22 protein-coding genes are annotated in these 26,087 nt (G+C 37.3%); 20 read left to right on the top strand and 2 right to left on the bottom strand.

From position 1 onward, the window contains the following. Positions 1–16: 16 nt before the first annotated feature. The 15 genes from IGL17_RS07870 to IGL17_RS07800 all read left to right on the top strand — a co-directional run bounded on the left by IGL17_RS07870 (position 17) and on the right by IGL17_RS07800 (position 19,335). Positions 17–2,077 carry an LTA synthase family protein gene (locus IGL17_RS07870; RefSeq protein WP_002361977.1) on the top strand — a complete coding sequence of 687 codons (2,061 nt, stop codon included), beginning with the start codon at positions 17–19 and terminating at the stop codon, positions 2,075–2,077. Between the two features lie 500 nt (positions 2,078–2,577). Then, positions 2,578–3,423, top strand: a complete 846-nt coding sequence (locus IGL17_RS07865; protein ID WP_010823749.1) for a glycosyltransferase family 8 protein — start codon at positions 2,578–2,580, stop codon at positions 3,421–3,423. Next, positions 3,413–4,315: a glycosyltransferase family 8 protein gene (locus tag IGL17_RS07860; RefSeq protein ID WP_016618310.1), complete on the top strand. Its 903-nt coding sequence runs from the start codon at positions 3,413–3,415 to the stop codon at positions 4,313–4,315. Before IGL17_RS07865 ends, IGL17_RS07860 begins: the two co-directional genes overlap by 11 nt. 385 nt (positions 4,316–4,700) lie before the next feature. After that, positions 4,701–5,432 (top strand): GntR family transcriptional regulator, encoded by a 732-nt coding sequence (locus IGL17_RS07855; protein WP_002360115.1) that lies wholly within the window; start codon positions 4,701–4,703, stop codon positions 5,430–5,432. 11 nt (positions 5,433–5,443) lie between these two features. Then, positions 5,444–6,616 carry an SIS domain-containing protein gene (gene agaS / locus IGL17_RS07850; RefSeq protein WP_010707482.1) on the top strand — a complete coding sequence of 391 codons (1,173 nt, stop codon included), beginning with the start codon at positions 5,444–5,446 and terminating at the stop codon, positions 6,614–6,616. A 22-nt stretch (positions 6,617–6,638) separates the two neighbouring features. Then, complete coding sequence (lacD, locus tag IGL17_RS07845) at positions 6,639–7,634, top strand: tagatose-bisphosphate aldolase (protein ID WP_002357245.1); 996 nt, start codon at positions 6,639–6,641, stop codon at positions 7,632–7,634. A gap of 15 nt (positions 7,635–7,649) precedes the next feature. Continuing rightward, positions 7,650–8,591 carry a hexose kinase gene (locus tag IGL17_RS07840; RefSeq protein ID WP_078126751.1) on the top strand — a complete coding sequence of 314 codons (942 nt, stop codon included), beginning with the start codon at positions 7,650–7,652 and terminating at the stop codon, positions 8,589–8,591. Positions 8,592–8,623: 32 nt separating this feature from the next. Further along, positions 8,624–10,438 (top strand): glycoside hydrolase family 35 protein, encoded by a 1,815-nt coding sequence (locus tag IGL17_RS07835; protein ID WP_016618312.1) that lies wholly within the window; start codon positions 8,624–8,626, stop codon positions 10,436–10,438. Beyond that, on the top strand, positions 10,435–10,914 hold the full coding sequence (locus IGL17_RS07830; protein WP_002361968.1) for a PTS system mannose/fructose/N-acetylgalactosamine-transporter subunit IIB: 480 nt from the start codon (positions 10,435–10,437) through the stop codon (positions 10,912–10,914). The genes IGL17_RS07835 and IGL17_RS07830 overlap by 4 nt, the downstream gene beginning before the upstream one ends. 13 nt (positions 10,915–10,927) lie before the next feature. After that, on the top strand, positions 10,928–11,827 hold the full coding sequence (locus tag IGL17_RS07825) for a PTS mannose/fructose/sorbose/N-acetylgalactosamine transporter subunit IIC (protein ID WP_078126752.1): 900 nt from the start codon (positions 10,928–10,930) through the stop codon (positions 11,825–11,827). Continuing rightward, positions 11,814–12,623, top strand: coding sequence for a PTS system mannose/fructose/sorbose family transporter subunit IID (locus IGL17_RS07820; RefSeq protein ID WP_002357254.1), 810 nt, complete (start codon positions 11,814–11,816; stop codon positions 12,621–12,623). The genes IGL17_RS07825 and IGL17_RS07820 overlap by 14 nt, the downstream gene beginning before the upstream one ends. Positions 12,624–12,642: 19 nt before the next feature. Next, the gene (locus IGL17_RS07815; RefSeq protein WP_002419866.1) at positions 12,643–13,050 is read left to right on the top strand and encodes a PTS sugar transporter subunit IIA; all 408 of its coding nucleotides are present in this window, start codon (positions 12,643–12,645) and stop codon (positions 13,048–13,050) included. Positions 13,051–13,200: 150 nt separating this feature from the next. Beyond that, on the top strand, positions 13,201–17,175 hold the full coding sequence (locus IGL17_RS07810; protein WP_438760120.1) for an endo-alpha-N-acetylgalactosaminidase family protein: 3,975 nt from the start codon (positions 13,201–13,203) through the stop codon (positions 17,173–17,175). Between the two features lie 240 nt (positions 17,176–17,415). Next, the gene (locus IGL17_RS07805) at positions 17,416–18,570 is read left to right on the top strand and encodes an AI-2E family transporter (protein WP_010708161.1); all 1,155 of its coding nucleotides are present in this window, start codon (positions 17,416–17,418) and stop codon (positions 18,568–18,570) included. Positions 18,571–18,690: 120 nt separating this feature from the next. Further along, positions 18,691–19,335, top strand: coding sequence for a DUF998 domain-containing protein (locus IGL17_RS07800; protein ID WP_010825302.1), 645 nt, complete (start codon positions 18,691–18,693; stop codon positions 19,333–19,335). A 46-nt stretch (positions 19,336–19,381) separates the two neighbouring features. Here IGL17_RS07800 and IGL17_RS07795 read toward each other — a convergent pair whose 3' ends face one another. Next, complete coding sequence (locus tag IGL17_RS07795; protein ID WP_002382413.1) at positions 19,382–19,993, bottom strand: lipoprotein; 612 nt, start codon at positions 19,991–19,993, stop codon at positions 19,382–19,384. 178 nt (positions 19,994–20,171) lie between these two features. On the opposite strand from IGL17_RS07795, the gene IGL17_RS07790 reads away from it, so the two are divergent. The 4 genes from IGL17_RS07790 to IGL17_RS07775 all read left to right on the top strand — a co-directional run bounded on the left by IGL17_RS07790 (position 20,172) and on the right by IGL17_RS07775 (position 23,991). After that, positions 20,172–20,624: a DUF2188 domain-containing protein gene (locus IGL17_RS07790; RefSeq protein WP_002361962.1), complete on the top strand. Its 453-nt coding sequence runs from the start codon at positions 20,172–20,174 to the stop codon at positions 20,622–20,624. A gap of 190 nt (positions 20,625–20,814) precedes the next feature. Next, positions 20,815–21,834 (top strand): branched-chain amino acid aminotransferase, encoded by a 1,020-nt coding sequence (locus IGL17_RS07785; RefSeq protein ID WP_010707490.1) that lies wholly within the window; start codon positions 20,815–20,817, stop codon positions 21,832–21,834. 133 nt (positions 21,835–21,967) lie between these two features. After that, complete coding sequence (locus IGL17_RS07780) at positions 21,968–22,288, top strand: cupin domain-containing protein (protein ID WP_002365769.1); 321 nt, start codon at positions 21,968–21,970, stop codon at positions 22,286–22,288. A 62-nt stretch (positions 22,289–22,350) separates the two neighbouring features. After that, entirely contained in the window at positions 22,351–23,991 is a 1,641-nt protein-coding gene (locus IGL17_RS07775; RefSeq protein ID WP_010819432.1) for a peptide ABC transporter substrate-binding protein, read from the top strand. Positions 23,992–24,088: 97 nt separating this feature from the next. Here the strand turns inward: IGL17_RS07775 and IGL17_RS07770 are convergent, their stop codons facing one another. Then, a complete protein-coding gene (locus tag IGL17_RS07770; protein ID WP_438839742.1) occupies positions 24,089–24,964 on the bottom strand; it encodes an NAD(P)H-hydrate dehydratase in 876 nt (291 codons plus the stop codon). A 149-nt stretch (positions 24,965–25,113) separates the two neighbouring features. Between IGL17_RS07770 and IGL17_RS07765 the strand changes: the two genes are divergently transcribed. Continuing rightward, positions 25,114–25,980, top strand: coding sequence for an SPFH domain-containing protein (locus tag IGL17_RS07765; protein ID WP_002366818.1), 867 nt, complete (start codon positions 25,114–25,116; stop codon positions 25,978–25,980). Positions 25,981–26,087: the final 107 nt, after the last annotated feature.

Below are 26,087 nucleotides of genomic sequence, written 5' to 3'. Positions count from 1 at the left end.
AGGAAGACAAACTTAGATGAAAAAAATAAATAACCGATTAGGACTCTTTTTATTTTTTGTTTTACTCTTTTGGGCAAAAACGATTCTGGCGTATTACCTAGATTTCTCATTGGGCGTTAAGGGCAGTCTCCAGCGAGAAATTTTATGGTTCAATCCAGTTGCTACTACGCTGTTATTATTTGGTTTTAGTTTGTATTTTAAAAAGCATAAAACATTTATGCTTAGCTTAACTCTTTTAAATGTTTTAAATACATTAATTTTATATTTGAATATTATTTTTTATCGTGAATTCACTGACTTTATTACCATCCAATCTGTTTTTGGCTTTTCAAAAGTTTCAGAAGGGATTTCTGGTGATTTACTTGCTTTAATGAGAGTCCACGATGTCTTTTATTGGCTAGATACTTTAGTGCTGCTCGTTTTGGTATTTTACTCTTTTAAACAGCGACGGAATCATCAAGTCTTTGTGACCAAACCTATCAACAGAAGATTGGCGATCTCAATTAGTTGTTTAAGTGTCTTGCTCTTTTCGGTTAACTTATTTTTAAGCGAAACCGATCGTCCTCAATTGCTTCAAAGAATTTTTGATCGTAATTATATTGTAAAATATCTTGGCTTGGATGCATTCACAGCCATCGATGGTGTCAAAACAGCCATGTCAAATGAGGTAAGAGCAGAAGCTAGTTCAAACGAATTACCTGAAATCATGAAATTTACCAAGCAAAACAATTTACCGCTTAATCCGCAGTATGCCGGGATTGCCAAAGGAAAAAATGTATTTGTGATTCATTTAGAAAGTTTTCAACAATTTTTGATTAATATGAAAGTCCAAGGCCAAGAGGTTACACCGTTTTTAAATCAGCTCTATCAAAACAAAGCGACAATCAGTTTTGATAATTTCTTTCATGAAGTAGGGCAAGGAAAAACGAGTGATGCGGAGAACATGTTAGAAACAGGAACATTCGGGCTCCCGCAAGGCTCTCTTTTTACACAATTAGGATCAGACAATACTTTCGAAGCGGCTCCCGCTGTTTTAGGACAAAAAGGCTATACAACCGCTGTTTTCCATGGAAATGTGGGGAGTTTTTGGAATCGAGACCATGTGTATAAAAACTTAGGTTATCAATACTTTTTTGATCGGTCATATTTTTCAAAAGATGACAAAATGCTAGGTTACGGTATTTTAGATAAACAATTGTTGCGTGAATCAGCTAGTGAGCTTGAACATTTACAGCAGCCATTCTATGCGAAGTTTTTAACTGTGACCAATCATACCCCTTATTATACGGATGACCAAAACTTCCCGTTTCCTAAATTGAACACAGGCAATTCGATTGTGGATGATTATGTTCGAACAGCGCACTATTTGGATCAATCGCTAGAACAATTTTTCCATTACTTGCAAACAACAAGTTTATACAATCATTCTATTTTTGTTATTTATGGTGACCACTTCGGTATTTCAGATGCAAACAACAAGGACTTATGTAAAGCTTTCAACCGCGATCCAAAAACGTGGACAAACTATGACAATGCGCAATTGCAAAGAGTACCTTTGATGTTTTACATGCCAGGCTATACGCAAGGGAAAATCATGCACGAATATGGTGGGGAAATTGACGTTTTACCGACACTGTACCATCTTTTAGGTGTCGATGATAAAAATTATATCCATTTTGGCACGGACCTTTTATCTCCTCAATATAAACAAGTGGTTCCTTTTAGAAATGGCGATTTTGTAACGCCTCAATTTTCTTATCTAGGTGGGGAAATCTACAATAATCAAGGGAAAAAATTAGACCAAGTTCCAGCAGATTTAAAAGCAGAAGTCACGAAAGATAACGATTGGGTGAAAAAATCGTTAAGTTTATCTGACAAATTAAATCAGGAAAACCTTTTACGTTTTTATAAACCACAAGGATTCCAAGAAGTGCAACCAAAGGACTACAACTATGATGTGGCTTTTGAAAAAAACAAAGTCTTAGAAGTAGAAAAACAAAAAAATGCACAATCAACTAGCTTGTTTAGTCAAAATGGCAATCAAACGACAGTCCAAAATTATCCGACTACGCCATAGATCATTTAAGAAGGATAATTTTTGGAAGGGAAAGAGAATCATATATGAAGTGAAGGAGGTCAGGACAGAACCGTTTATTTTCGAAGGAATTGGTTCTGTTCTCGCCATTTATCAGGTTTTGAGCCTGGAACAAAAATCCAAAGTGATTTTTGTCCCAGGCTTTTTCGCTCTTTTATTGAGTAAGAAGTCAGTTTAGAATTTATATTAAGTTTCGCTGTACATTTTAAAATTATCATCAACAGAAAATACAACAGGCGGATTTTTAGATAAAAAAATTAGTAAAACAAGTATTAAATAAATAGTATTTTTGAGGATAAAGTAAGAGAAATGTTGTTTTTTTTATAGTTGTTAACGGAAAACAAAATTATTTTATAGCCATAAAATATATTTTTATTATAATTATATTATAAAACAATGAGCATATGATTTGCAGATAAGTTTTTCAGGGCCTATTCTGAATAGGAACTTAGCTATAAAAATAAAAGAGGAGAGTGGTTTTGATGAGAAAAAATCAGAAGATTGTGCCAATTGTGACAGCTTCAGACGAAAATTATGCTCCTTATTTGAATGTAATGATGACAACTGTTTTAGAAAATTGTCATGCGGAGAGATCTGTTCATTTTTATGTGATTGATGATGGGCTGTCGCTATCTAGCAAAAAAGCACTCCGAGAAACGGTTAGTAGTAACTCACAAAATGCAACTGTTGAATTTCTAACAGCAGACAAAGAAGTGTATCAAAATTTTTTAGTGAGTGATCATATTACAACGACCGCATACTTACGCATTTCTTTACCGTCACTTTTACAAAAATATAGCTATAAAAAGGTTCTTTATTTAGATGCAGATACGCTTGTTTTAGATGATATTGTCCAGTTGTATGATACGCCATTAGTGAACCAAACGATTGGCGCGGTTATTGATCCTGGTCAAGCATATGCCTTGAAACGTTTGGGCATCGATTCCTCCGATTATTATTTTAATTCAGGAGTTATGATTATTGATATTGACCGATGGAACGAGAAAGCAATCACGCAAAAAACAATTCAGTATCTAGAAGAAAATGGGGACCGCATAGTTTATCATGATCAAGATGCTTTAAACGCTGTTCTTTATGAAGATTGGCTAGCTCTAGAACCAAGATGGAATATGCAGACGTCTTTAGTTTTTAATCGTCATGAAGCGCCTAATGAAGCCTATCAAAAATTATATACAGCGGGAAATCAAGAGCCAGCGATTATTCATTTTACTGGACACGATAAACCTTGGAATACGTTAGAAAATCATCCTTATACAGCTCTTTATCTAAACAAGTTAAAGAAAGTAGGTGCAAGAAATGGAAAATAGAAAAGAATTAGCGATTGTCTCCTGTTGCAATACCAACTTTGTACCGCATCTTGCTGCTATGTTTGTTTCAATTTTAGAAAATAGTCCTTCAGCGGCAGCTGTTCATTTTTATGTAATTGATGACAATATCAATTTTGAAAGCAAGCAACTATTGTACTTTACGATTAAACATACCCAACTCAATGCAGAGTTAACATTTTTAAAAATCAACCCCCATTTTTTCAAAAATGTTGTAACCAGTGAACGAATTCCCAAAACAGCTTACTACAGGATTGCTATTCCAGAGTTGTTTAGAGGAAGCCAGATCGAACGGCTGTTGTATATGGATTGTGACATGATTGCCTTAGATGATGTCGCAAAATTATGGACAGTTGATTTAGGTGAAAATATCATCGCCGCTGTTGAAGATGCAGGGTTCCATCAACGTTTGGAAAAAATGGCGATTCCTGCAGAATCTATGTGTTATTTTAACTCAGGCTTGTTGCTAATCGATGTTAAAAAATGGTTGAATTTAGATGTAACCACTAAAGTCTTAAGATTTATTGAAGAAAATCCAGATAAATTACGTTTCCATGATCAAGATGCATTGAATGCGGTTTTACACGACCGTTGGACCTTGTTGCATCCTAAGTGGAACGCCCAAGGCTATATTCTGTCAAAAGCGAAAAAACATCCAACTATTTATGGAGAAAGACAATATGACGAAACGAGAAGAGCACCATCCATTATCCACTTTACTGGTCATGTCAAACCTTGGACGAAAGAATTTCAGTGGTATACCAAGCGTTATTATGATCAATATGCGAATAGGACGGCCTTTCGTTGTGTCAACACATTCAATCAATATTTATCTTATACGAAAATTAGCAGAAGGATTGAATATGCTCAATAATGAATATTGTCATGGATTTCGTAAAATCAGTTACTTGTTAGTTGTTGCCAGAACCAAACAATAGAAAGGAAGAAGTCGGGATAGAACTGTTTTTCAGATTTTGAGTATGAGACAAAAATCTAAAGTGATTTTTGTCTCATACTCTTTTTTGTCTATTTAAAATAAAACCATCAACTGGTATCATATTTAAGGATGGTTTTTTATAAAAAAATGATTTCTTGAGGAAAAAAATATTACAATAAAGAAAAATAAAAAAATGTAAACGTTATCATTTCAAGGTTATAGCGGTATGAAGATATTTATTAATACTTTTTATTGACAAAATAAAAAAAACCACCGTACTATTGGTTTGTGGTTATAACCAGTTAGGGTAAAGGAGAAAGTTATGGAAAATGCCTTTAAAAACAAAGCTTTGTATCATCAACTTGTTGATTTGCTGCAGGAACGAATCGAAACATGCATGATTCCTCATGACAAGTTGCCCTCTGAACGTGAATTGACTGCACAATATGGAGTGAGTCGGACGACGGTCCGGTTAGCGCTACAAGAACTAGAAAATAGAGGTTCCATCTATCGTCGTCATGGCAAAGGAACATTTGTTTCAGATATAAAAAAAGAGGCCGCTGATTTAGCTGGCGCATATAGTTTTACAGAACAAATGAAAGGGCTGGGTCGAAAACCACATACCCGTATATTATCCTTCGAAAAATTGGAAGCGGATAAATTTATTTGTCAGCATTTGAATCTTTCGTTAGGAGAGGCAGTTTTTAAATTAAGTCGGTTGCGGATTGCTGATAACGAGCCATTAATGGTTGAAGACACATACTTGCCTGTGAAATTTTTCTTATCACTCACGGATCAATTACTACGTAGCAAGCCATTATATGATCTATTTTCGGAAGATTTTAAGCAAACCGTTCGTTTAGCTGATGAAGAATTATACGCTAGCATTGCGTCAAAAGAAGATGCCAAATTATTGATGATTCCAGAAGGAGCGCCAGTCCTTCATTTAGCACGGCAGACATATAACATGAAAAATGAAATTATTGAATTTACGTTGAGTGTGGCACGAGCAGACCAATTTCATTATCAGATACGCCATATTCGGAATAGTTAGGAGAGTTAAGTATGTTTACAGCAGAAAAAGAAGAACTAGAACAACTAGGAGCGGAAATCACAACACGTGAAATTCGTCAGCAACCTGAGCTTTGGCAAGAAACCGTGACACTTTATTATGAAAATCAAACAGCTTTGGAAAACTTTTTAAAAGAAGTCCAAGCCAAAGCGCAAGGAAAACGCACAAGAGTAATTTTTACAGGAGCAGGGACTTCACAATATGTCGGTGATACGGTTGTACCTTATCTCCGAGCACACGGCGACACACAAGCCTTTTCATTCGAAAGTATTGGGACAACGGATATTGTGGCCAAACCAGAAGATTATCTGATTAAAGACGAACCAACATTGTTAGTTTCGTTTGCAAGAAGTGGAAATAGTCCTGAAAGTTTAGCGGCAGTTGAAGTAGCTAATCAAGTGGTTGAAACAATTCATCATTTAGCGATTACTTGTGCCGAAGAAGGACAACTGGCACAAATAAGCCAAAAAGAAGAAAACAGCTTTTTATTCTTAATGCCAACACGTTCCAATGATGGTGGTTTTGCGATGACTGGTAGCTTTTCTTGCATGACCTTGGGTACATTACTACTCTTTGATCAAACAGCTTTTGAGCAAAAACAAGATTATGTAACCGCTCTAATTAAATTAGGTGAAGAAGTGCTATCCCGTGAAGAAGAATTAAATGAAATTGTTAACCTTGATTTTGAACGAATTGTTTATGTTGGTTCTGGAAGTTTAGCTGGTTTGACAAGAGAAGCGCAATTAAAAATCTTAGAACTAACAGCCGGTAAAGTTGCCACAATTTTTGACTCTTCTATGGGCTTCCGTCATGGACCAAAATCATTTATTAATGAAAAAACAATAATGTTTGGTTTTGTTAATAATACACCATACACAAGAGATTATGACTTGGATATCTTAGAAGAAGTTCACGGTGACGAAATTGCGGCGGGTGTTTTTGCGATTGCTCAACCTGGCAAACGTAATTTCTCAGGTTCAACTATTGAATATTCCGCAGAAACTGCTCTATTACCTGATGGCTATTTAGCATTAGCAGATATCATGGTAGCCCAAACAGTCGCACTTTTAACATCTATTAAAGTTGGAAATAAACCGGATACCCCTTCACCGACAGGTACAGTGAATCGTGTGGTTAAAGGTGTAACGATTTATGACTATAAATAATACAACATTTGGAGGAGGAACTATGCTTACGTTAACAGCTGGAAAAAAAGCGGCAATGGATCGTTTGTCAACCCAAGAAGGAATCATTAGCGCATTAGCCATTGATCAACGAGGTGCCTTGAAAAAAATGATCAAAGCGCTAGATGTAGAGCCAACTGATGCCCAAATTGAAACGTTTAAAGAATTAGTCTCGAAAGAATTGACACCTTATGCGTCCGCCATTTTATTGGATCCAGAATATGGATTGCCTGCTGCAAAAGCACGCGATACCGAGGCTGGATTGTTACTCGCTTATGAAAAAACGGGCTATGATGCAACAACTCCGGGACGATTGCCTGATTTACTAGCAGATTGGTCTGTTTTACGCTTGAAAGAAGAAGGCGCAGATGCGATTAAATTTTTACTCTACTATGATGTGGATGAGGATCCAGAAATCAATCATCAAAAACATGTATTTATTGAACGCTTAGGGAGTGAATGTGCAGAAGAAGACCTACCATTTTACTTAGAATTAGTTTCTTATGATGCACAAATAGCAGATGCAACTTCTTTAGAATATGCAAAAGTTAAACCGCATAAAGTGAATGAAATGATGAAAGAATTTTCTAAACCCCAATATAAAGTAGATGTATTGAAAGTGGAAGTTCCAGTTAATATGAATTTTGTAGAAGGTTTTGCGCCGGCTGAAACAGCGTATACAAAAGAGGAAGCGGCGAATTATTTCTTAGAACAAAGTCAAGCCACTGATTTACCATTTATCTTTTTAAGTGCCGGTGTCTCAACAGAGCTATTCCAAGAAACACTACGTTTCGCTAAAGAAGCTGGTTCAACATTTAATGGTGTTTTATGTGGCCGTGCTACGTGGAAAAATGGCGTGAAACCTTTCGTTGAAGCAGGAGAAACTGCGGCTTGTGATTGGTTAAAAACAGAAGGCCGAGAAAACATTGAAAGTTTAAATGAAGTCATCGCAGCAACCGCCAGCTCTTGGCATGCGAAAGTTCAAGTAAACGAAGGGTAATTGGGAGGCATAGCTGTGATAGTAACAGTAACAATGAATCCGTCAATTGATATCTCCTACCTATTAGATCATCTAAAGCTTGATACCGTTAATCGGACCAGTCAGGTGACCAAAACCCCTGGTGGCAAAGGACTAAATGTCACTCGCGTTATTCATGATTTAGGTGGAGATGTTATAGCTACCGGCGTTCTTGGTGGTTTTCATGGGGCGTTTATTGCAAACGAGTTAAAGAAAGCAAACATCCCCCAAGCATTTACGTCAATCAAAGAAGAAACACGTGATTCGATTGCGATTTTGCACGAAGGGAATCAAACTGAAATTTTAGAAGCTGGACCGACTGTTTCCCCAGAAGAAATCAGTAACTTCCTTGAAAATTTCGATCAATTAATTAAGCAAGCAGAAATTGTCACAATTTCTGGCAGTTTAGCGAAAGGATTACCATCAAATTTTTATCAAGAATTAGTTCAAAAAGCTCACGCACAAGAGGTTAAAGTACTACTAGATACTTCTGGTGATAGTTTAAGGCAAGTTCTTCAAGGATCATGGAAACCGTATTTAATTAAACCTAATTTAGAGGAACTAGAAGGATTGCTAGAGCAAGATTTTTCAGAAAATCCATTAACAGCTGTACAAACAGCTTTAACAAAACCAATGTTTGCGGGAATTGAATGGATTGTCATATCTTTAGGAAAAGATGGTGCAATTGCCAAACATCACGATCAATTCTATCGTGTAAAAATTCCAACGATTCAAGCTAAAAATCCTGTTGGTTCAGGAGATGCAACCATTGCTGGTCTTGCATATGGACTAGCCAAGGATGCCCCAGCTGCCGAACTGCTAAAATGGGGCATGGCGGCTGGAATGGCTAATGCCCAAGAAAGAATGACTGGGCATGTAGACGTAGAGAACGTGAAGAAACATCTTATGAACATCCAAGTAGTTGAAATTGCTAAATAAAGAGCTTTCTTTATTTAGCAATTATCCAGTAATTGAAAGCGTTTACTAGAAAGGGTGGCAATGTGGACAGATTTGAAATTAAAGAGGAGTTTCTTTTAAATGGTCAACCATTTAAAATTTTATCAGGCGCCATTCATTATTTTCGTGTAGATCCCTCAGATTGGTATCATTCACTTTATAACTTGAAAGCTTTAGGCTTCAATACAGTTGAGACCTATGTGCCATGGAATTTACATGAACCGCAAAAAGGAACATTTCATTTTGAGGGAATATTAGATTTGGAGCGCTTTTTAAAATTAGCACAAGAACTTGGACTATATGCGATTGTGCGGCCGTCTCCTTATATTTGTGCAGAATGGGAGTTTGGCGGTTTTCCAGCCTGGCTATTAAATGAACCAGGACGGATGCGTTCGAATAATCCAACCTATCTAAAGCATGTTGCGGAATATTATGATGTTTTAATGGAAAAAATTGTTCCGCATCAACTTGCTAACGGTGGCAATATTTTAATGATTCAAATCGAAAACGAATATGGTTCATTTGGCGAAGAAAAAGCGTATTTACGGGCGATTCGCGATTTGATGATTGCACGCGGCGTGACAGCACCATTTTTTACTTCTGACGGGCCATGGCGCGCAACATTGCGGGCAGGCAGCATGATTGAAGATGATATTTTAGTAACTGGGAATTTTGGCTCAAAAGCCAAAGAAAATTTCGGTATGATGCAAGCCTTTTTTGAAGAACATGGTAAAAAATGGCCGTTAATGTGTATGGAATTTTGGGATGGCTGGTTTAATCGTTGGAAAGAGCCAATTATTAAACGAGATCCGCAAGAATTGGCTGAATCAGTTAGAGAAGCATTAGCATTAGGCAGTATCAACTTATATATGTTTCATGGCGGCACCAATTTTGGGTTTATGAATGGCTGCTCCGCACGAGGAACCATTGATTTACCACAAATCACTTCCTATGATTATGATGCGCCACTTGATGAACAAGGGAACCCAACCGAAAAGTATTTTGCGTTACAAAAAATGCTTCACGAAGAGTACCCTGCGTTACCACAAGCTGAACCATTAGTAAAAGAATCTTTTGCGCAAACAGCAATTCCTTTAACCAACAAAGTGAGTTTGTTTGCGACTTTAGAAACGATTAGTCAGCCAGTGGTCAGCGTTTATCCGCAAACCATGGAACAATTAGGACAAAATACAGGCTATCTTCTTTACCGAACAAGCATTGAAAAAGATGCTGCAGAAGAAAAGCTAAGAGTGATTGACGGTCGTGATCGTCTGCAATTATTTGTCAATCAGGTACATCAAGCAACGCAATATCAAACGGAAATTGGTGAAGATATTTACGTTACACTGCCGCAAGAGAATAATCAAATCGATGTTTTAATGGAAAATATGGGTCGTGTCAATTACGGGCATAAACTATTTGCAGATACTCAGAAAAAAGGGATTCGAACGGGTGTCATGGCAGATTTACATTTTATGACGCAATGGCAACAATATTGTTTACCTATGACAAGCTGTGAACAGGTAGACTATTCAAGAGAATGGCAACCTGATCAACCAAGCTTTTACCAGTATCATGTGGAGTTAGCAGAAGTGAAAGATACATTTATTGATGTTTCTAAATTCGGCAAAGGAATTGTTTTTGTTAACCAAACCAATCTTGGTCGTTTCTGGAATGTTGGTCCCACGCTTTCCTTATATATTCCCAAAGGATTATTAAAAGAAGGGCAAAATGAGATCGTCATTTTTGAAACGGAAGGAACGTACCAACCAGAAATTCAGTTAGTAAAAGAACCACTATATAAAGAAATGAAAGAGGGATTACAATGAGTATTATTGGCGTAAGAATTGATGGACGTTTGATTCATGGACAAGTGGCAAATTTATGGGCGACAAAATTGAATATTTCCAGAATTATGGTCGTTGATGATGAAGTTGCAGGGAATGCCATTGAAAAAAGTGGCTTGAAATTAGCAACACCAGCTGGCGTGAAACTAAGCGTGTTACCAGTTGAAAAAGCTGCTCAAAATATTTTAGCAGGAAAATACGACTCACAACGTTTACTAATTGTGGTACGGAAACCAGATCGTTTATTAAAACTAGTAGAACTTGGGGTGCCGATTAAAGAAATCAATGTTGGGAACATGTCTCAAACAAACGAAACACGGTCGATTACTAAGTCAATCAATGTGGTCGATCAAGATATTGAGGTTTTTAAAGAGTTAAATGCTAAAGGTGTCCATCTGATTGCTCAAATGGTGCCAAGTGACAAAGCGGAAGACTTTATGAGTTTGATAACAAAATAGGAGGGAACAAAAAATGAATATCTTATGGTGGCAGATCTTATTATTAACATTATACGCAGGATACCAAATTTTAGATGAATTACAAATTTATTCTTCATTAAGTGCGCCAGTGTTTGCAGGTCTTTTTGCAGGATTAGTGATGGGGGATATTAAAGCAGGACTTATTATTGGTGGAAGCATGCAATTAACTGTATTAGGAGTTGGGACTTTCGGGGGTGCCTCCAAAATTGATGCTAACTCAGGTACGATTCTTGCCACAGCATTTTCTGTATCTTTAGGAATGAACCCTGAACAAGCAATCGCTGCTATTGCAGTACCAGTTGCTAGTTTAATGATTCAATTAGACATTTTGGCTCGTTTTGCGAATACCTACTTTGCACATCGGATTGATAAAATGGTCGAAGATATGAACTACAAAGGAATTGAACGTAACTTCTTAATGGGTGCCTTACCTTGGTCTCTTTCTCGAATGATTCCAGTCTTCTTAGCACTTGCTTTTGGTGGTGGTTTAGTACAAAAAGTTGTATCTGTCCTAAATGGCGATTTGAAATGGTTAGGTGATGGCTTGTCTGTTGCTGGGGCGGTCTTACCAGCGGTCGGTTTTGCAATTTTACTACGTTACTTACCAGTGAAAAAACATTTCCCTTATTTAATTCTTGGTTTCACTGTAACTGCTTTACTAGGAACAATCTTTACAAACATACAACTTTTAGGAACATCTGTTGCGAGCGTTGTGAAAGACTTCAGTGGTGTATTTAACGCACTACCAATGTTAGCAGTCGCTTTAATTGGTTTCGCTTTAGCCGCAATTAGCTACAAAAATGGTCAAATGATTCCGAGTGGGCCAGCAGCAAAAAAAGAACATGCAGCGAATGATTCAGACGAAGGAGAGATTGAAGATGACGAAATCTAATTATAAATTGACGAAAGAAGATTTTAAACAAATTAATCGCAGAAGCTTGTTTACTTTCCAATTAGGGTGGAACTACGAAAGAATGCAAGGATCAGGTTACTTGTATACGATTTTGCCACAATTGCGTAAAATTTATGGGGATGATACGCCTGAATTAAAAGAAGTGATGAAAACACACACGCAATTTTTCAATACTTCAAACTTCTTTAATACGATTATTACAGGGATCGATTTGGCCATTGAAGAAAAAGAAGGCATTGCTGGAAAACAAACAGTTTCAGGTTTGAAAACTGGTTTAATGGGACCGTTTGCAGCAATTGGGGATTCAATTTTCGCAGCTTTAATTCCAACTATTTTTGGGGCGCTAGCTGCTAACATGGCGATTAATGGTAACCCAACTGGTATCTTTATCTGGATTGTTGCTCAAATTGCCGTGATGGTCTTCCGTTGGAAACAATTGGAATTTGCGTATCGCGAAGGAATTTCTTTGGTAACAACTATGCAACACCGCTTAACTGCCTTAACAGATGCTGCAACTTTACTAGGGGTCTTCATGGTTGGCGCTTTAGTGGCAACAATGGTTAATGTCAAACTATCATGGGCACCAAGTATTGGGGATGTAACACTTAACATGCAAAATAACTTGGATATGATTTTACCACGTCTACTTCCTGCAGGAATTGTCGGTGGCGTTTATTGGATGCTAGGTAAAAAGAATATGACGTCTACTAAAGCCATTTTTATCGTATTAATTGTCTGTGTCGCATTGTCTGCGTTAGGTGTTATTTCAAAATAAGTAAGACAGGAGAAAATCGATGAGTGAACATTTAGTTTTAGTAAGTCATGGCCGTTTTTGCGAGGAATTGAAAAAAAGTGCGGAGATGATTATGGGACCGCAAGAAACAATTTCCACTGTTGCTTTATTACCAGAAGAAGGTGAAGCTGACTTTTTAGAAAAATTTGAAGCGATTACGGAATCGTTAGAAGATTTTGTTGTCTTTGCTGATCTATTAGGGGGGACACCTTGTAATATTTTATCTAAAAAAATTATGCAAGGTGCTTCGTTTGACTTATATACTGGGATGAATTTACCGATGGTTATCAGCTATGTAAATGCAAGTTTATTAGCGATCGAAGGTGACTATGTTAATGAATCAGCAGAAAGTATTGTGAAAGTCAACGAATTGCTGCTAAATGTTGCAGTAGATGACGAGGATGAATAATTCTGACTTGTTGTCGTAAGTAATCAAAGTTTTTAAGAGAATGATTTAGAGATGGACGTTCCAAAAATAAAAGAATTTATTTTTGGAACGCCCCTTTAATTGCTAATAATGAAAGCGTGTTCAAAAAATGTTAGGGGGCTGATTTATCAGATGAAACATGGGAAAATAAAACGATTTAGTACATTGACACTATTGGCAAGCGCAACGATTTTAGTACCATTAAGTACGTCTGCAGAAGAAACAACAAACAGCAGCACTGAAACAAGCTCATCAATGGTGGAACCTACCGCAACAGAGGAAAAATTGTGGCAATCTGATTTTCCAGGAGGGAAAATTGGTGAGTGGCAAGATGTGATTGGTAAAACAAATCGAGAATTAGCAGGAGAGTCATTGGCGATTTCACGAGATGCAGCAGCAGGTAATAATGCCGTATCTTTAAATTTAGATTCCCCTAAATTAGCTGATGGTGAAGTAGAAACAAAGTTTAAATACACTGCTGGAAGCGGTCGAACGGGTGTGATTATACGTGGTAATACCAAAGATAGCTGGGTTTTTGTAGGCTATAACGCGAATGGCAAATGGTTAGTTGAAAGCCCTAATTCGTGGAATGATTCGATTTCTGGGCCAACGTTAAATGAAGATACGAATTATTTGTTGAAAGTACGTTATGTTGGTGAAAAAATTACTATCTGGCTTAACACCACGTTGATTTACGAAGGAGAACCTGTTTTGGCCAACGGAGACAAAATTCCAACAGAAGCCGGACATGTGGGTGTCCGTTTGTGGTACGACAAAAAAATTGTCAATTATGACTATTTTAAAAATGGCCCCGTAGATAGCATTCCAGAAATTGTGCCAGAAGTGACACAAATTGCGCCAGTCAAAGTTTTTACAAAAATTGGTGTCGCACCAAAATTACCGAAACAAGTAAAAGTGACCTATAATACTGGTAAAGAAGCCAATGAAGCAGTCCGTTGGGATGAAATCGATCCTGATGCATACAAAGAACCAGGGACTTTTGAAGTCGACGGTACTTTGGAAAATACAAACATCAAAGCAAAAGCCAGCGTTGTTGTTGCTAAAGCCAATGAAGCTGAAAAAGGCGACAAAATCTCTTCTGCAGATTTAACAGCCGTGGTTGATCCACAATTTCCACGAATTATTCGCTACGAAGACCCTCAGAGTAATCAAGTGATTTTTAATGGCCAACACGAGAAAATTGACCAAGTAATGATTGATGGCAAAGCATATAAAGCAACTGCTGAAAAACAGAAGAGTGAAGCAAATCAAGCCGTTTATAACGTAGCTGTCCCAGAAATTGGTCTGCGTTTCACAACGACATTGACTGTTTCAGAAGGCCAAGAATTAGCTATGAAACTCTCAGATATTCGTGAAGAAGGAACCAAAATACACACAATTTCAATTCCAAATCAAGGCTTGATTTCTGTCAATAGTACAGATGAAGGGGCGACTTTTTCTGGCGTTGTGATGAATACTGGGACAAATGCAAATAACGGAAATAAAAATGGTGATACTATCCAAGATTTAACTACAACTAGTCAAGAAGAAACGAAAAAATATATGTACGGTTTCTTAAATACAGCAAATTATGCTGCAAGTTTTTGGACGAACGCCTATGGAGACGGCTCTGTCGATGGTAGTGACAACAATCGAATCCATAAACAAACAAAAGAAGCGGCGACTGGTTTTGTAACAACCTTGTCAAGTGGGGCATGGACCTATCGACCATTTGATGCACCGGAAGATTACACAACTGGGGAAACGCCAGAAGTGAAAGTTAAATTCTCAAAAGATAGCAATGACGACAAGCGGGTGGATTGGCAAGATGCGGCAATTGGGTTCCGTTCAATTATGAATAACCCAATGGGCGCGGAAAAAGTCCCTGAATTAGTCAACCAACGGATTCCTTTTAACTTTGCTAGTCAGGCGACAAACCCATTCTTAGTGACGTTAGACGAATCAAAACGCATTTACAATTTAACAGATGGATTAGGACAAATGAATTTACTAAAAGGGTATCAAAATGAAGGACATGATTCTGCGCATCCAGATTATGGTGCTATTGGTCAGCGACCTGGTGGGGAACAAGCGTTGAATCAATTAATTGATGAAGGCCATAAATTAAATGCCGTTTTCGGTGTGCATATTAATGACACCGAGTCTTACCCAGAAGCAAAAGGATTTAATGAGGAATTAGTTGATCCAACGAAGCGTGGCTGGGATTGGTTAGATCCGTCTTATTTTATTAAACAAAGACCCGATGCATTTAGTGGTCGTCGCTATGAGCGCTTTAAAGAATTAAAACAAAAAGCACCGAATCTAGATTATATTTATGTTGATGTTTGGGGCAACCAAGGCGAATCAGGTTGGGCAAGTCGTCAACTAAGTAAAGAAATTAATTCACTCGGTTGGTTTACAACCAATGAATTTCCGAATGCTTTAGAGTATGATTCGGTTTGGAACCATTGGTCTGCAGAAAAAGATTACGGCGGTACAACAACGAAAGGCTTTAACAGTACAATCGTTCGTTTTATTCGGAATCACCAAAAAGACACTTGGATTATTTCCGACAACCCTTTGTTAGGTGGAGCTGAATTTGAAGCCTATGAAGGTTGGGTGGGTAAAACCAATTTTAATACCTATCGCCAAAAAACTTTTGCCATTAATGTCCCAACTAAGTTCTTACAGCATTACCAAATTACAAACTGGGAAACTACAACAGCAGAAGATGGTCAAATCTATGGCACGATTAAATTAGCGAACGGTGCTGAAAAAGTGACCGTTACTCAAGCAGATGCTAATTCGCCAAGAAGCATTACGTTAAATGAGACAGAAGTTCTAAAAGGTGATGCGTATCTACTGCCTTGGAATGTCAATGGTCAAGACAAACTATATCACTGGAATCCAAAAGGCGGTACCAGCACTTGGTCATTGGATAAGAAAATGCAAGGAAAAACGAATTTACATTTATATGAATTAACAGATCAAGGGCGTATTGACAAAGGCACAATTGCCACTACAAATAACCAAGTGACCATCCAATCCGAGGCTAATACACCGTATGTCATTGCTGAACCTGACAGTATTGAACCGATGACATTTGGAACAGGAACACCATTTAAAGATCCTGGATTTAATGAAGCCAATACCTTGAAAAATAACTGGAAAGTTTTCCGAGGTGATGGAGAGGTTAAAAAAGATGCTAACGGTGATTATGTCTTTAGTTCAGAAAAAGAAAGAACCGAAATCAAACAAGACATCAATCTTCCTAAACCAGGAAAATATAGTTTGTATCTAAACACAGAAACACATGATCGTAAAGCCACAGTAACTGTTAAAATTGGTGGTAAAAAATATACGCGGACAGTGAATAATTCGGTTGCCCAAAACTATATTCAGGCAGATATTAACCATACAAGCAGGAAAAATCCGCAGTATATGCAAAATATGCGAATTGATTTTGAAATCCCAGATAATGCAAAAAAAGGCTCGGTGACGTTAGCGGTTGATAAAGGCAATTCCGTTACAAAATTTGATGATTTACGAATTGTTGAGCGTCAAACGGATATCATGAACCCAGACAAACAAACAGTTATTAAGCAAGATTTTGAAGACACACAAGCAGTTGGATTATATCCGTTTGTTAAAGGCTCAGCTGGTGGTGTAGAAGATCCACGGATTCATTTATCAGAAAGAAATGAACCTTACACACAATATGGTTGGAATGGAAACCTTGTTTCAGATGTATTAGAAGGCAACTGGTCCTTGAAAGCCCATAAACAAGGAGCAGGTTTGATGCTTCAAACAATTCCGCAAAATATTAAATTTGAACCGAACAAGAAATATACGGTCCAATTTGATTATCAAACTGATGGTGAAAATGTCTTTACTGCTGGGACCATTAATGGGGAGTTGAAAAATAACAATGACTTTAAGCCAGTCGGTGAGTTGACTTCGACAGCAGCAGATGGTCAAACCAAGCATTATGAAGCAGAAATAATTGGGGATGCTTCAGGAAATACTACGTTTGGTATTTTTACAACAGGTGCCGATAAAGATTTCATTATGGATAACTTTACGGTCACAGTGGAATCGAAAAAATAAATTTAGTCTATCTAAGCAACTTGGGCTACAAGTTAAACGTACTTGTAGCCCAAGTTGCTTCTTTTATGAAAAGAAGCAAGGTCTAGTGCCTCATTTTTATACTGCAGAATAAACAGACACATTTTTTAAAGTGTCAGGCTTCTTTGTGTATTTCATCAAGAACGAATGGACAAACTTGCCTTTTGCCACAAATCGTTTACAATTACAATGATAGGCATAATTTATTTAGAGGTGAAGTGATTGAAGAAATACAATGTTGATTGGAATTACTGGGTTGTCCGCTTTTTATTTGTAATGGCGCTGATCGTTGGCTATTTATTAATCACGAATTATCAGCACTTTGTCCATAGTGTTTCGGGTTTGTTAGGCATCTTATCCCCATTCATTACTGGGTTCGTGATTGCTTATTTATTGAGTGGAAGTCAGAAAAAAATCGAGGTATTACTAGAAAGAGTACCTTTACCAGTCGTTAAAAAAGCGAAACATGGCTTGAGTGTACTCCTTTTGTACCTGATTATTTTGTTTATTTTTGTCTTGACATTAAACTATATCGTTCCGCTACTCATTAGTAATTTAGTAGATTTAGCAAACTCTTTACCCACTTTTTATGATCACATGGTTCAGTTTGTGATGAGTTTAGAAGATAAAGGGATTTTAAAAACAGCCGCGATTGAAAAATATTTAAATAGTGTCCTTAAAGATTTGTCGCCGGAACGTTTTTTAAATCAATGGACACAAGCGTTATTTTCATTAGGAACGTTGACTAAAAATGTTTCCTCATTCTTTTTAAATGCATTTTTAACGTTGATTATCTCAATATATGCGCTGGTATTTAAGCAATCTATTTTGACATTTGTTGAAAAGGCCGCCCACAAATTGCTGTCTGAAAAAGTGTACAAGCAAACACAAACCTGGTTAAATACAACGAATAAAATTTTCTATAAATTTATCAGTTGCCAATTTCTTGATGCTTGTATAATTGGCGTTTCATCAACGATTTTGTTAAGTATTTTGAATGTGAAATTTGCTGTGACTTTGGGGATTTTATTAGGTATTTGTAATATGATTCCTTATTTTGGTTCGATTTTTGCGTCAATTGTTGCTGGTGTGATTACGCTTTTCACAGGTGGTGTTACTCAAGCCATTACGGTGTTACTAGTTTTATTAATTTTACAACAAATTGACGGCAATATTATTGGTCCTCGAATTATGGGAGATGCCCTAAATGTCAATCCGATTTTAATTATTGTTTCAATCACGATTGGGGGAGCGTACTTCGGCGTCTTAGGGATGTTTTTAGCAGTTCCTGTTGCTGCAATCATTAAAATTATTGTCTCGGAGTGGCTAAATGAATCAAAAGAAAATGATAAGATTGTAGATTCTATTGAATCCTAAAGTAAAACTTTTCGTCTCGCGTTGACGAAAAGTTTTTTAGTGAGAAAGAAAGTTTCATTATTTGGAATTTTTGATATGCTATACTTGAAGTAAATAGAAAATCAAAATTGAGGTGAATAGATGCAGTTTTTAAAAAAATATGGCGGCTATTTTTTAGTTTTAGGGGTCTTACTTGATTTTTTTACACCTTATTATGTCGGATTCAAAGATCAAGGTTACAATCAATTGACAGAAGTAATTAGCTTATTAGGTGATGTGAATAGTCCAGTTAGGGAAACCTTTAATCGGTTAACTATCATTGCGGGAATGTTGATGTTAGCAAGTTTACCTAGGATTTATGCTATTTTTTCCAGAAAAACGAAAAAAGGTGCTTGGTTAGTAGTGGCAATGATTGGCGCTTATGGTTTATTTGATTGTATTTTCAGTGGTCTCTTCAGCGTAAACACTTCAAGTGCTGGCACAGTTGCTGCCGCGCTTCATAACGGAGGATCAGCAGTCGGTTATACAGGCTTTTTGTTATTATCGGGCGTCTTAACCATTATCTATAGTAAAGACGGTTCGCAAAAAAATAAAAACCTTTTTGGCTTTTTGTTTATTTTATGTATGCTTGCAGCCGGCTTATATGGCTTAGCAAGGATTCCACAGTTGCAACAGGTAAAACCATTTAATTATTTAGGCTTATGGCAAAGAGTGAGTTCATTTTGTAATTATCTACCAATGCTGGCACTGTGTTTACAAACTAAAACCAATGACAAATTTGATTGAACATTTGTCATTGGTTTTTTACTAGTTAAAATTGTCTGGTAATAACTTAATTATTGGCTACGGTGACTTCACCAGTAACAGTGGCACCATCTTTTTCTAAGTCAGCAGAATCTTTGTATTCTTGTTTATCAAAAGTAATATTGCCATTAACTTTGGTACCATTTAAAGTAAAGCCATTTGCTTTCACCTCAATATCACCTTTGACAGTCCCGTGAACGATGTTGAAATTTTCAGAAGAAACGATTAGCTTAGGAACCGTGATTTCATATTCAGCAGTTACTTTTTTATTATCATCTTGAGAATAAAGCGCTAATTTACGATAGACATCGTTGGAATCTTTCCCCTTATCATGGAAAGTACCAGCAACTGTTACCTCTTTATCAAAAGTGACATTGTCAGTAGCTGCGACAATCCAATTTCCTTTATCACTTAACGCCATTTCGAGCTCTTCAGGCTTGGCACTAATTGAAGCACCAGAGACTACTTCTGTACTTGAATTAGCTGTTTCTTTGCTACTAGAACTACTATCTGTTTTTTTATCAGATGAACAAGCACTAAGCAGCACAAGAGCAGCAGTTGCCGTCAAAACAGTGGTGAGTACTTTAGACATTTTCATGAAAATCCCTCCAAAAAATTTATTTATTTCTTCCTTTATCATAACTGATTCAAAGGGAAATGAGTAATCATACACTCAAAGATTGAGAAGTTTGGCTAATGGGAAATTAGGCTTATTCTCTCAAGAAGGTTCAGGAAATATTCAAAGTAATCATTTCTTTTTCAAATGTTCCTTTTCTGTAGTAAGCTATTAATAGACAGAATTTTAGGAGGAGATTTTGATGCCTTGGAATATGAATGATTATCCTACATCAATGAAAAATTTAGCACCTTTGATTCGGAAAAAAGCGATAGATATTGGCAATGCGTTGCTTGCGGATGGCTACCCTGATGATCGCGCCATTCCAATTGCGATTAGTCAAGCGGAGAAATGGTATCAAGAGGCAAGTGCAGCAGACAAAAAGGCCTTCGAACAAGAAGCAAATCCTACGAAACAAGATTCGCATAAACAGGATAAACATGCGGGGAAATTATTAACGGCGGCTGTCAACGTTAAATATAAAGACGACCAATGGTTGGTGATTTCAGACAGCGCTGAAAAAGCAAGTAATACATTTACCCACAAACAAGAGGCGATTGAACGAGCTCAAGAAATTGCTCGGAATAAGCAAACAAAGCTGAAAATCTATAAGCAAGATGGTACGTTACAAGAAACCAAAGAGTATACTGAATAATTTTTCGAAACCTTGATATTCCGTTGCAATTCAAGAAACGGCTATCAAGGTTTTTTGGTGAGGGAGAAATGGACAAGTAAGAAAAAATAACAAAAGTTAAGAATGAGAATAAGGCTTGCTTTTCTAGTTTTTGGTGGGTACAATTACACTAATTAAGATAAAAAATCAAAATAATTGAGGTGCTACGACAATGGAAAAAGCCAATCTTGATTGGAATAATTTAGGATTTTCTTACATTAAAACGCCCTTTCGTTATATTAGTTATTGGCGAGATGGCAAGTGGGAAGAAGGCACGCTAACAGATAACAATCAGTTAACGATTAGTGAAGGTTCGCCTGCTCTACATTATGGCCAACAATGTTTTGAAGGATTAAAAGCGTATCAATGTGCAGATGGTTCTGTCAATTTGTTTCGTCCAGATGAAAATGCCAAACGGCTACAAAAAAGTTGTGCGCGTCTACTGATGCCACAAGTACCAGTAGAAACCTTTGTTTCTGCATGCCAAGAAGTGGTGAAAGCCAACCTTGCTTATTTACCGCCATATGGAACGGGCGGTACGTTGTATCTTCGCCCTTATATGATTGGTGTCGGCGATAATATTGGCGTAGCACCTGCCAAAGAATACATTTTTTCTATTTTTTGCGTGCCGGTTGGTTCGTATTTTAAAAATGGTTTAGCACCCACCAACTTTATCGTTTCTGAATATGATCGAGCAGCGGGTCGAGGAACTGGGGCCGCTAAAGTGGGGGGCAATTATGCAGCTAGTCTTTTACCAGGTGCAGAAGCACATGAGAAAGAATTTAGTGATTGCATTTATTTAGATCCGTATACGCATACGAAAATTGAAGAAGTTGGTGCAGCTAATTTCTTTGGCATAACCAAAGAGGGTACTTTTATTACGCCGAAATCAGCGTCTATTTTACCAAGTATTACTAAATATTCATTATTGACGCTAGCAAAAGAACGTTTAGGGATGACGGCGCTTGAAGGAGACGTTTACATTGATCGATTAGCGGACTTCTCCGAAGCGGGTGCTTGTGGCACAGCGGCGATTATTTCTCCTATTGGTGGGATTCAAAACGGCACAGATTTCCATGTATTTTATAGTGAAACGGAAGTTGGACCAGTGACTAAGCAACTATATGATGAACTGGTTGGCATACAGTTTGGTGACAAAGAAGCGCCAGAAGGCTGGATTGTAAAAGTTTAAAGAGACAAAAGAGAGAGAATTCATGCTCTCTTTTTTTGTGTAGAATATTCAGAATTTTCTATAAAAAGATTGACTTTGATTCTATTTAAAGGAATAATGGAAGATACAAGATTTAAAAAAGGAGGGGAAGCTATTGCTTATTAAATCAGCAGAATCAGAAGAAATGACGATTTTTTTTGATAAAGAAAACCAACCAAATGCACAAGTTCAAATGGGCATTATTACATTACAACCTGGTGAAAAACGGCCTTTAGCTGGATATGCTCGCCATGAACAGGATGAATATTCTTATGTGATTTCTGGCGAAGCACATACGATTTTAGAAGATGGTCAAGACTTAGTTGGAAAAGCTGGACAAGCCCAATTAATTGAAGCTGGTGAGGGGCACATTAATTATAATGATGGGTTGGAGCCAGCGGTCGTTGTCTGGATGCTTGTGGAAAGGACAAAATAAAAGGGGAGCTGTCTTTCTGTAAGTAAGAGCATAAAAAAATGAAGAGTTATAGGAGAAAGAAGATGAAAAAGTATTTAAAAATCACAATGGTTTGTATTTTATTGGTAGGATTTTTAGCTGGGTGTACCAATAAAAATGAAAATAAAAAGAAACAGAAAAATACCAAAGAAGCCGTTCAACTGATGTCACCTTCAGAATTAACAACGCTCAACACCTCTGTATTATTGGATTTTCCAGATGCTATTGTCCAAACAGCAGCGTTTGAAGGGTTATATAGTTTAGATGAACAAGACCAATTGGTACCAGCCGTAGCAAAAGCATTGCCGACGATTTCAGAAGATGGAAAAACCTACACGATTTCTTTGAGAAAAGAAGCGGTTTGGAGTAACGATGATCCTGTCACAGCGCATGATTTTGAATATGCTTGGAAAAAAATGATTGATCCTAAAAATGGCTTTGTTTATAGCTTCCTCATCGTTGAAACAATTCAAAATGGTGCAGAAATCTCAGCTGGGAAATTAGCACCCAATGAACTTGGTGTCACAGCTGTGGATGATTATACATTAAAAGTGACGCTCAAAGAGCCAAAACCGTACTTTACGTCCTTATTAGCTTTTCCTACATTTTTCCCGCAAAATCAAAAAGTAGTCGAACAATTTGGTGCGGACTATGGAACTGCTAGTGATAAAGTCGTCTATAATGGTCCGTTTGTGGTAAAAGATTGGCAACAAACAAAGATGGACTGGCAACTAGCAAAAAATAATCGCTATTGGGATCGTCAGAACGTGCGCTCAGACATTATCAATTATACGGTTATCAAAGAAACATCTACTGCATTGAATCTTTTTGAAGATGGACAATTAGATGTGGCTACACTAAGTGGTGAACTGGCGCAACAGAATAAAAATAATACGTTGTATCATTCGTATCCAACAGCGACAATGAACTATTTGCGCTTAAATCAAAAACGGAAAGGGCAAGCAACGCCGCTTGCAAACGAAAACCTGCGTAAAGCGTTGGCTTTAGGCATAGATAAAGAAAATCTAGTCAATAATATTATTGCAGATGGTTCTAAAGCGCTACATGGTGCAATCACGGAAGGCTTTGTGGCGAATCCCACAACGGGCCTCGATTTTCGTCAAGAAGCAGGTGATTTAATGGTTTATAACAAAGAAAAAGCGCAAAGTTATTGGAAAAAAGCACAAGCAGAATTAGGAGAAAAGGTTAACGTTGAATTGATGGTAACAGATGATGGTTCTTACAAAAAAATTGGTGAAAGTTTGCAAGGCTCGCTACAAGAACTGTTTCCTGGTTTGACAATAGAGCTAACCGTATTGCCAACGGAAGCTGCATTGAACTTTGGGCGAGAAAGCGACTATGATTTATTCTTAATTTATTGGACACCAGACTATCAAGATCCTATTTCTACCCTGATGACTTTATACAAGGGCAATGATCGCAATTATCAGAACCCTGTCTATGACAAATTATTAGATGAAGCAGCCACAACCTATGCCTTAGAGCCAGAAAAAAGATGGGCGACACTGATTGCGGCTGAAAAAGAAGTGATTGAAACGACTGCTGGCATGATTCCACTTAGCCAAAATGAACAAACAGTCCTGCAAAATGATAAAGTCAAAGGCTTGAATTTTCATACCTTTGGCGCTCCATTAACGTTAAAAAATGTTTATAAGGAAAAATAAAAAGAGAGCCTGGGCTGAAAATCGCTTTTGATTTTCGGCCCAGGCTTAAATCCTGCTTTTTAACCCAAAATTTGTCACCATTTAGCCTTTTCGGGTTTTATCTCGAACGCTTCTGTTCTAATAGTTCAGAATCAGGTGCAGTGTGGGGCTGGGCATATTTTTTCATATATGTCGGCAAGGCTTGACTAATCTTCGTTGGTAAAACAACATAGTCAGTTTTGGCCAAATCATCTCCAATGAGACTGTGTAAGTAGACGGCGCCAGCAATGGTTTCAATTGTCGGCTTAAACTGAGCTAAAAAACCAGCAATGATGCCAGCCAAGGTATCCCCAGTTCCGCCAGTAGCCATCCCAGGGTTGCCACCTGTATTTTGAAAAGGTTCTCCTGCGTGGAAAACTGTGGTGCGATGACTTTTTAAAACAATCGTATTGCCTAATTTTGCTTGTTGGCGCTGGTTATTTGCCAGTGTTTGTTGCTCGATAGGTAAGTGACTCAAACGGTGCCATTCCATTTGATGAGGTGTGAAAACAACTTTTTCAGGATAGGTAAGGGAAAAATTGCCTTGGCTAAACAGGGTAATCGCTGAGCCATCGATAATTAACCATTGTTGTTTTTGATGTTGGGCGAGTACCATCTTTAATATTTGTTGTGCAGTAGCATCTAAGCCTAAACCTGGACCAATTAAAATAACCTCCGCTTGCTCTACGACGTTCGTCAGAAGGACTGTTTCTTCAAAGCCCACGACCATCGCTTCTGGGCATCTTGCATGTAAAGGCCCGTGATTTTTAACATCAGTAATCACAGTGGTGAGACCAGCGCCACTATTGATACACGCTTCGGTACTCATGATGATGGCTCCGCCATATTGTCGGTTTCCTCCGATTAATACAACACGCCCAAAATTACTTTTATAAGAGTCGGAGGGGCGTTGAGTGATGACTTCCTCTAAAATATCCTTGCTTAAATAGCGCATTCTATCACTCCTTTTCTTGGGATTTCTTTGTTCTCAGTATACTACAAGAGCCCCGAAAAAATCAGTTTATTTAATGTTAAAAGTTACTCTATTGAAGGCAATGAGGTGTATAATAAGGACCAGATAAATGAGTTAGGAGAGTGAAACAGATGGAAGAGAAAAAAACATTTTATATGAGTGGTTACGTAGGAATTGCGAGCTTATTAGTTATTTTAATTGCGGGAATTGGTTTATTTATTTATGGAGCGAGTCATACCAATGGAGTTCTTGTAGTTTTAGGTATTATTTTGTTAATTGGGGCTATTTTATTTTTAAGTTCTTTAACCATTGTTAGTCCCAATCAGGCGAAAGCTATTTTATTTTTTGGTCGCTACTTAGGTACGATTAAAGAAAATGGGTTGTTTATTACCATTCCATTTACGCAAAAAATGAACATTTCTTTGAAAGTACGAAATTTCAATAGTTCTCTATTAAAAGTCAATGACTCTGACGGGAATCCAATCGAAATCTCTGCGGTCATCGTTTTTCGGGTAGTCGATACAGCTAAGGCGTTATTTAATGTCGATTATTATCAAGACTTTGTGGAAATTCAAAGCGAAACGGCAATCCGGCATGTAGCAACACAATATCCTTATGACACTTTTTCAGATAATGATGTAACTCTGCGAGGAAATACCGAACAAATTTCCGAGGAGTTAACCAAAGAATTGCAAGAACGCTTAGCAGTGGCTGGTGTAGAGGTTATCGAAACACGGTTGAATCATTTAGCTTATGCAACTGAAATAGCTAGCTCCATGTTGCAAAGACAGCAAGCAAAAGCAATCTTAGCGGCTCGACAAACAATTGTTGAAGGTGCGGTAAGCATGACACAAATGGCCTTAGAACAGATCGAAGAAGGGCAAGAAATTAATTTTACCGATGAACGAAAAGTACAACTTATTAATAATTTACTAGTCTCAATCATTACTGATAAGGGCACACAACCAGTTATTAATACAGGCGATGTTTCTTCTTAAAGAGGAAGCAACGCTAAAAATAGCAAAAAAGAGTCATCTTTCCGATGGCTCTTTTTTTGGTAAACACGAACATTATATAATCTTAATATATAATATTTCGGTTTTTC

The organism is Enterococcus sp. AZ088 (genome assembly GCF_051714845.1).
Taxonomy (GTDB): Bacteria; Bacillota; Bacilli; order Lactobacillales; family Enterococcaceae; genus Enterococcus; species Enterococcus faecalis.
This window is presented reverse-complemented; position numbering and strand designations above follow the sequence as displayed.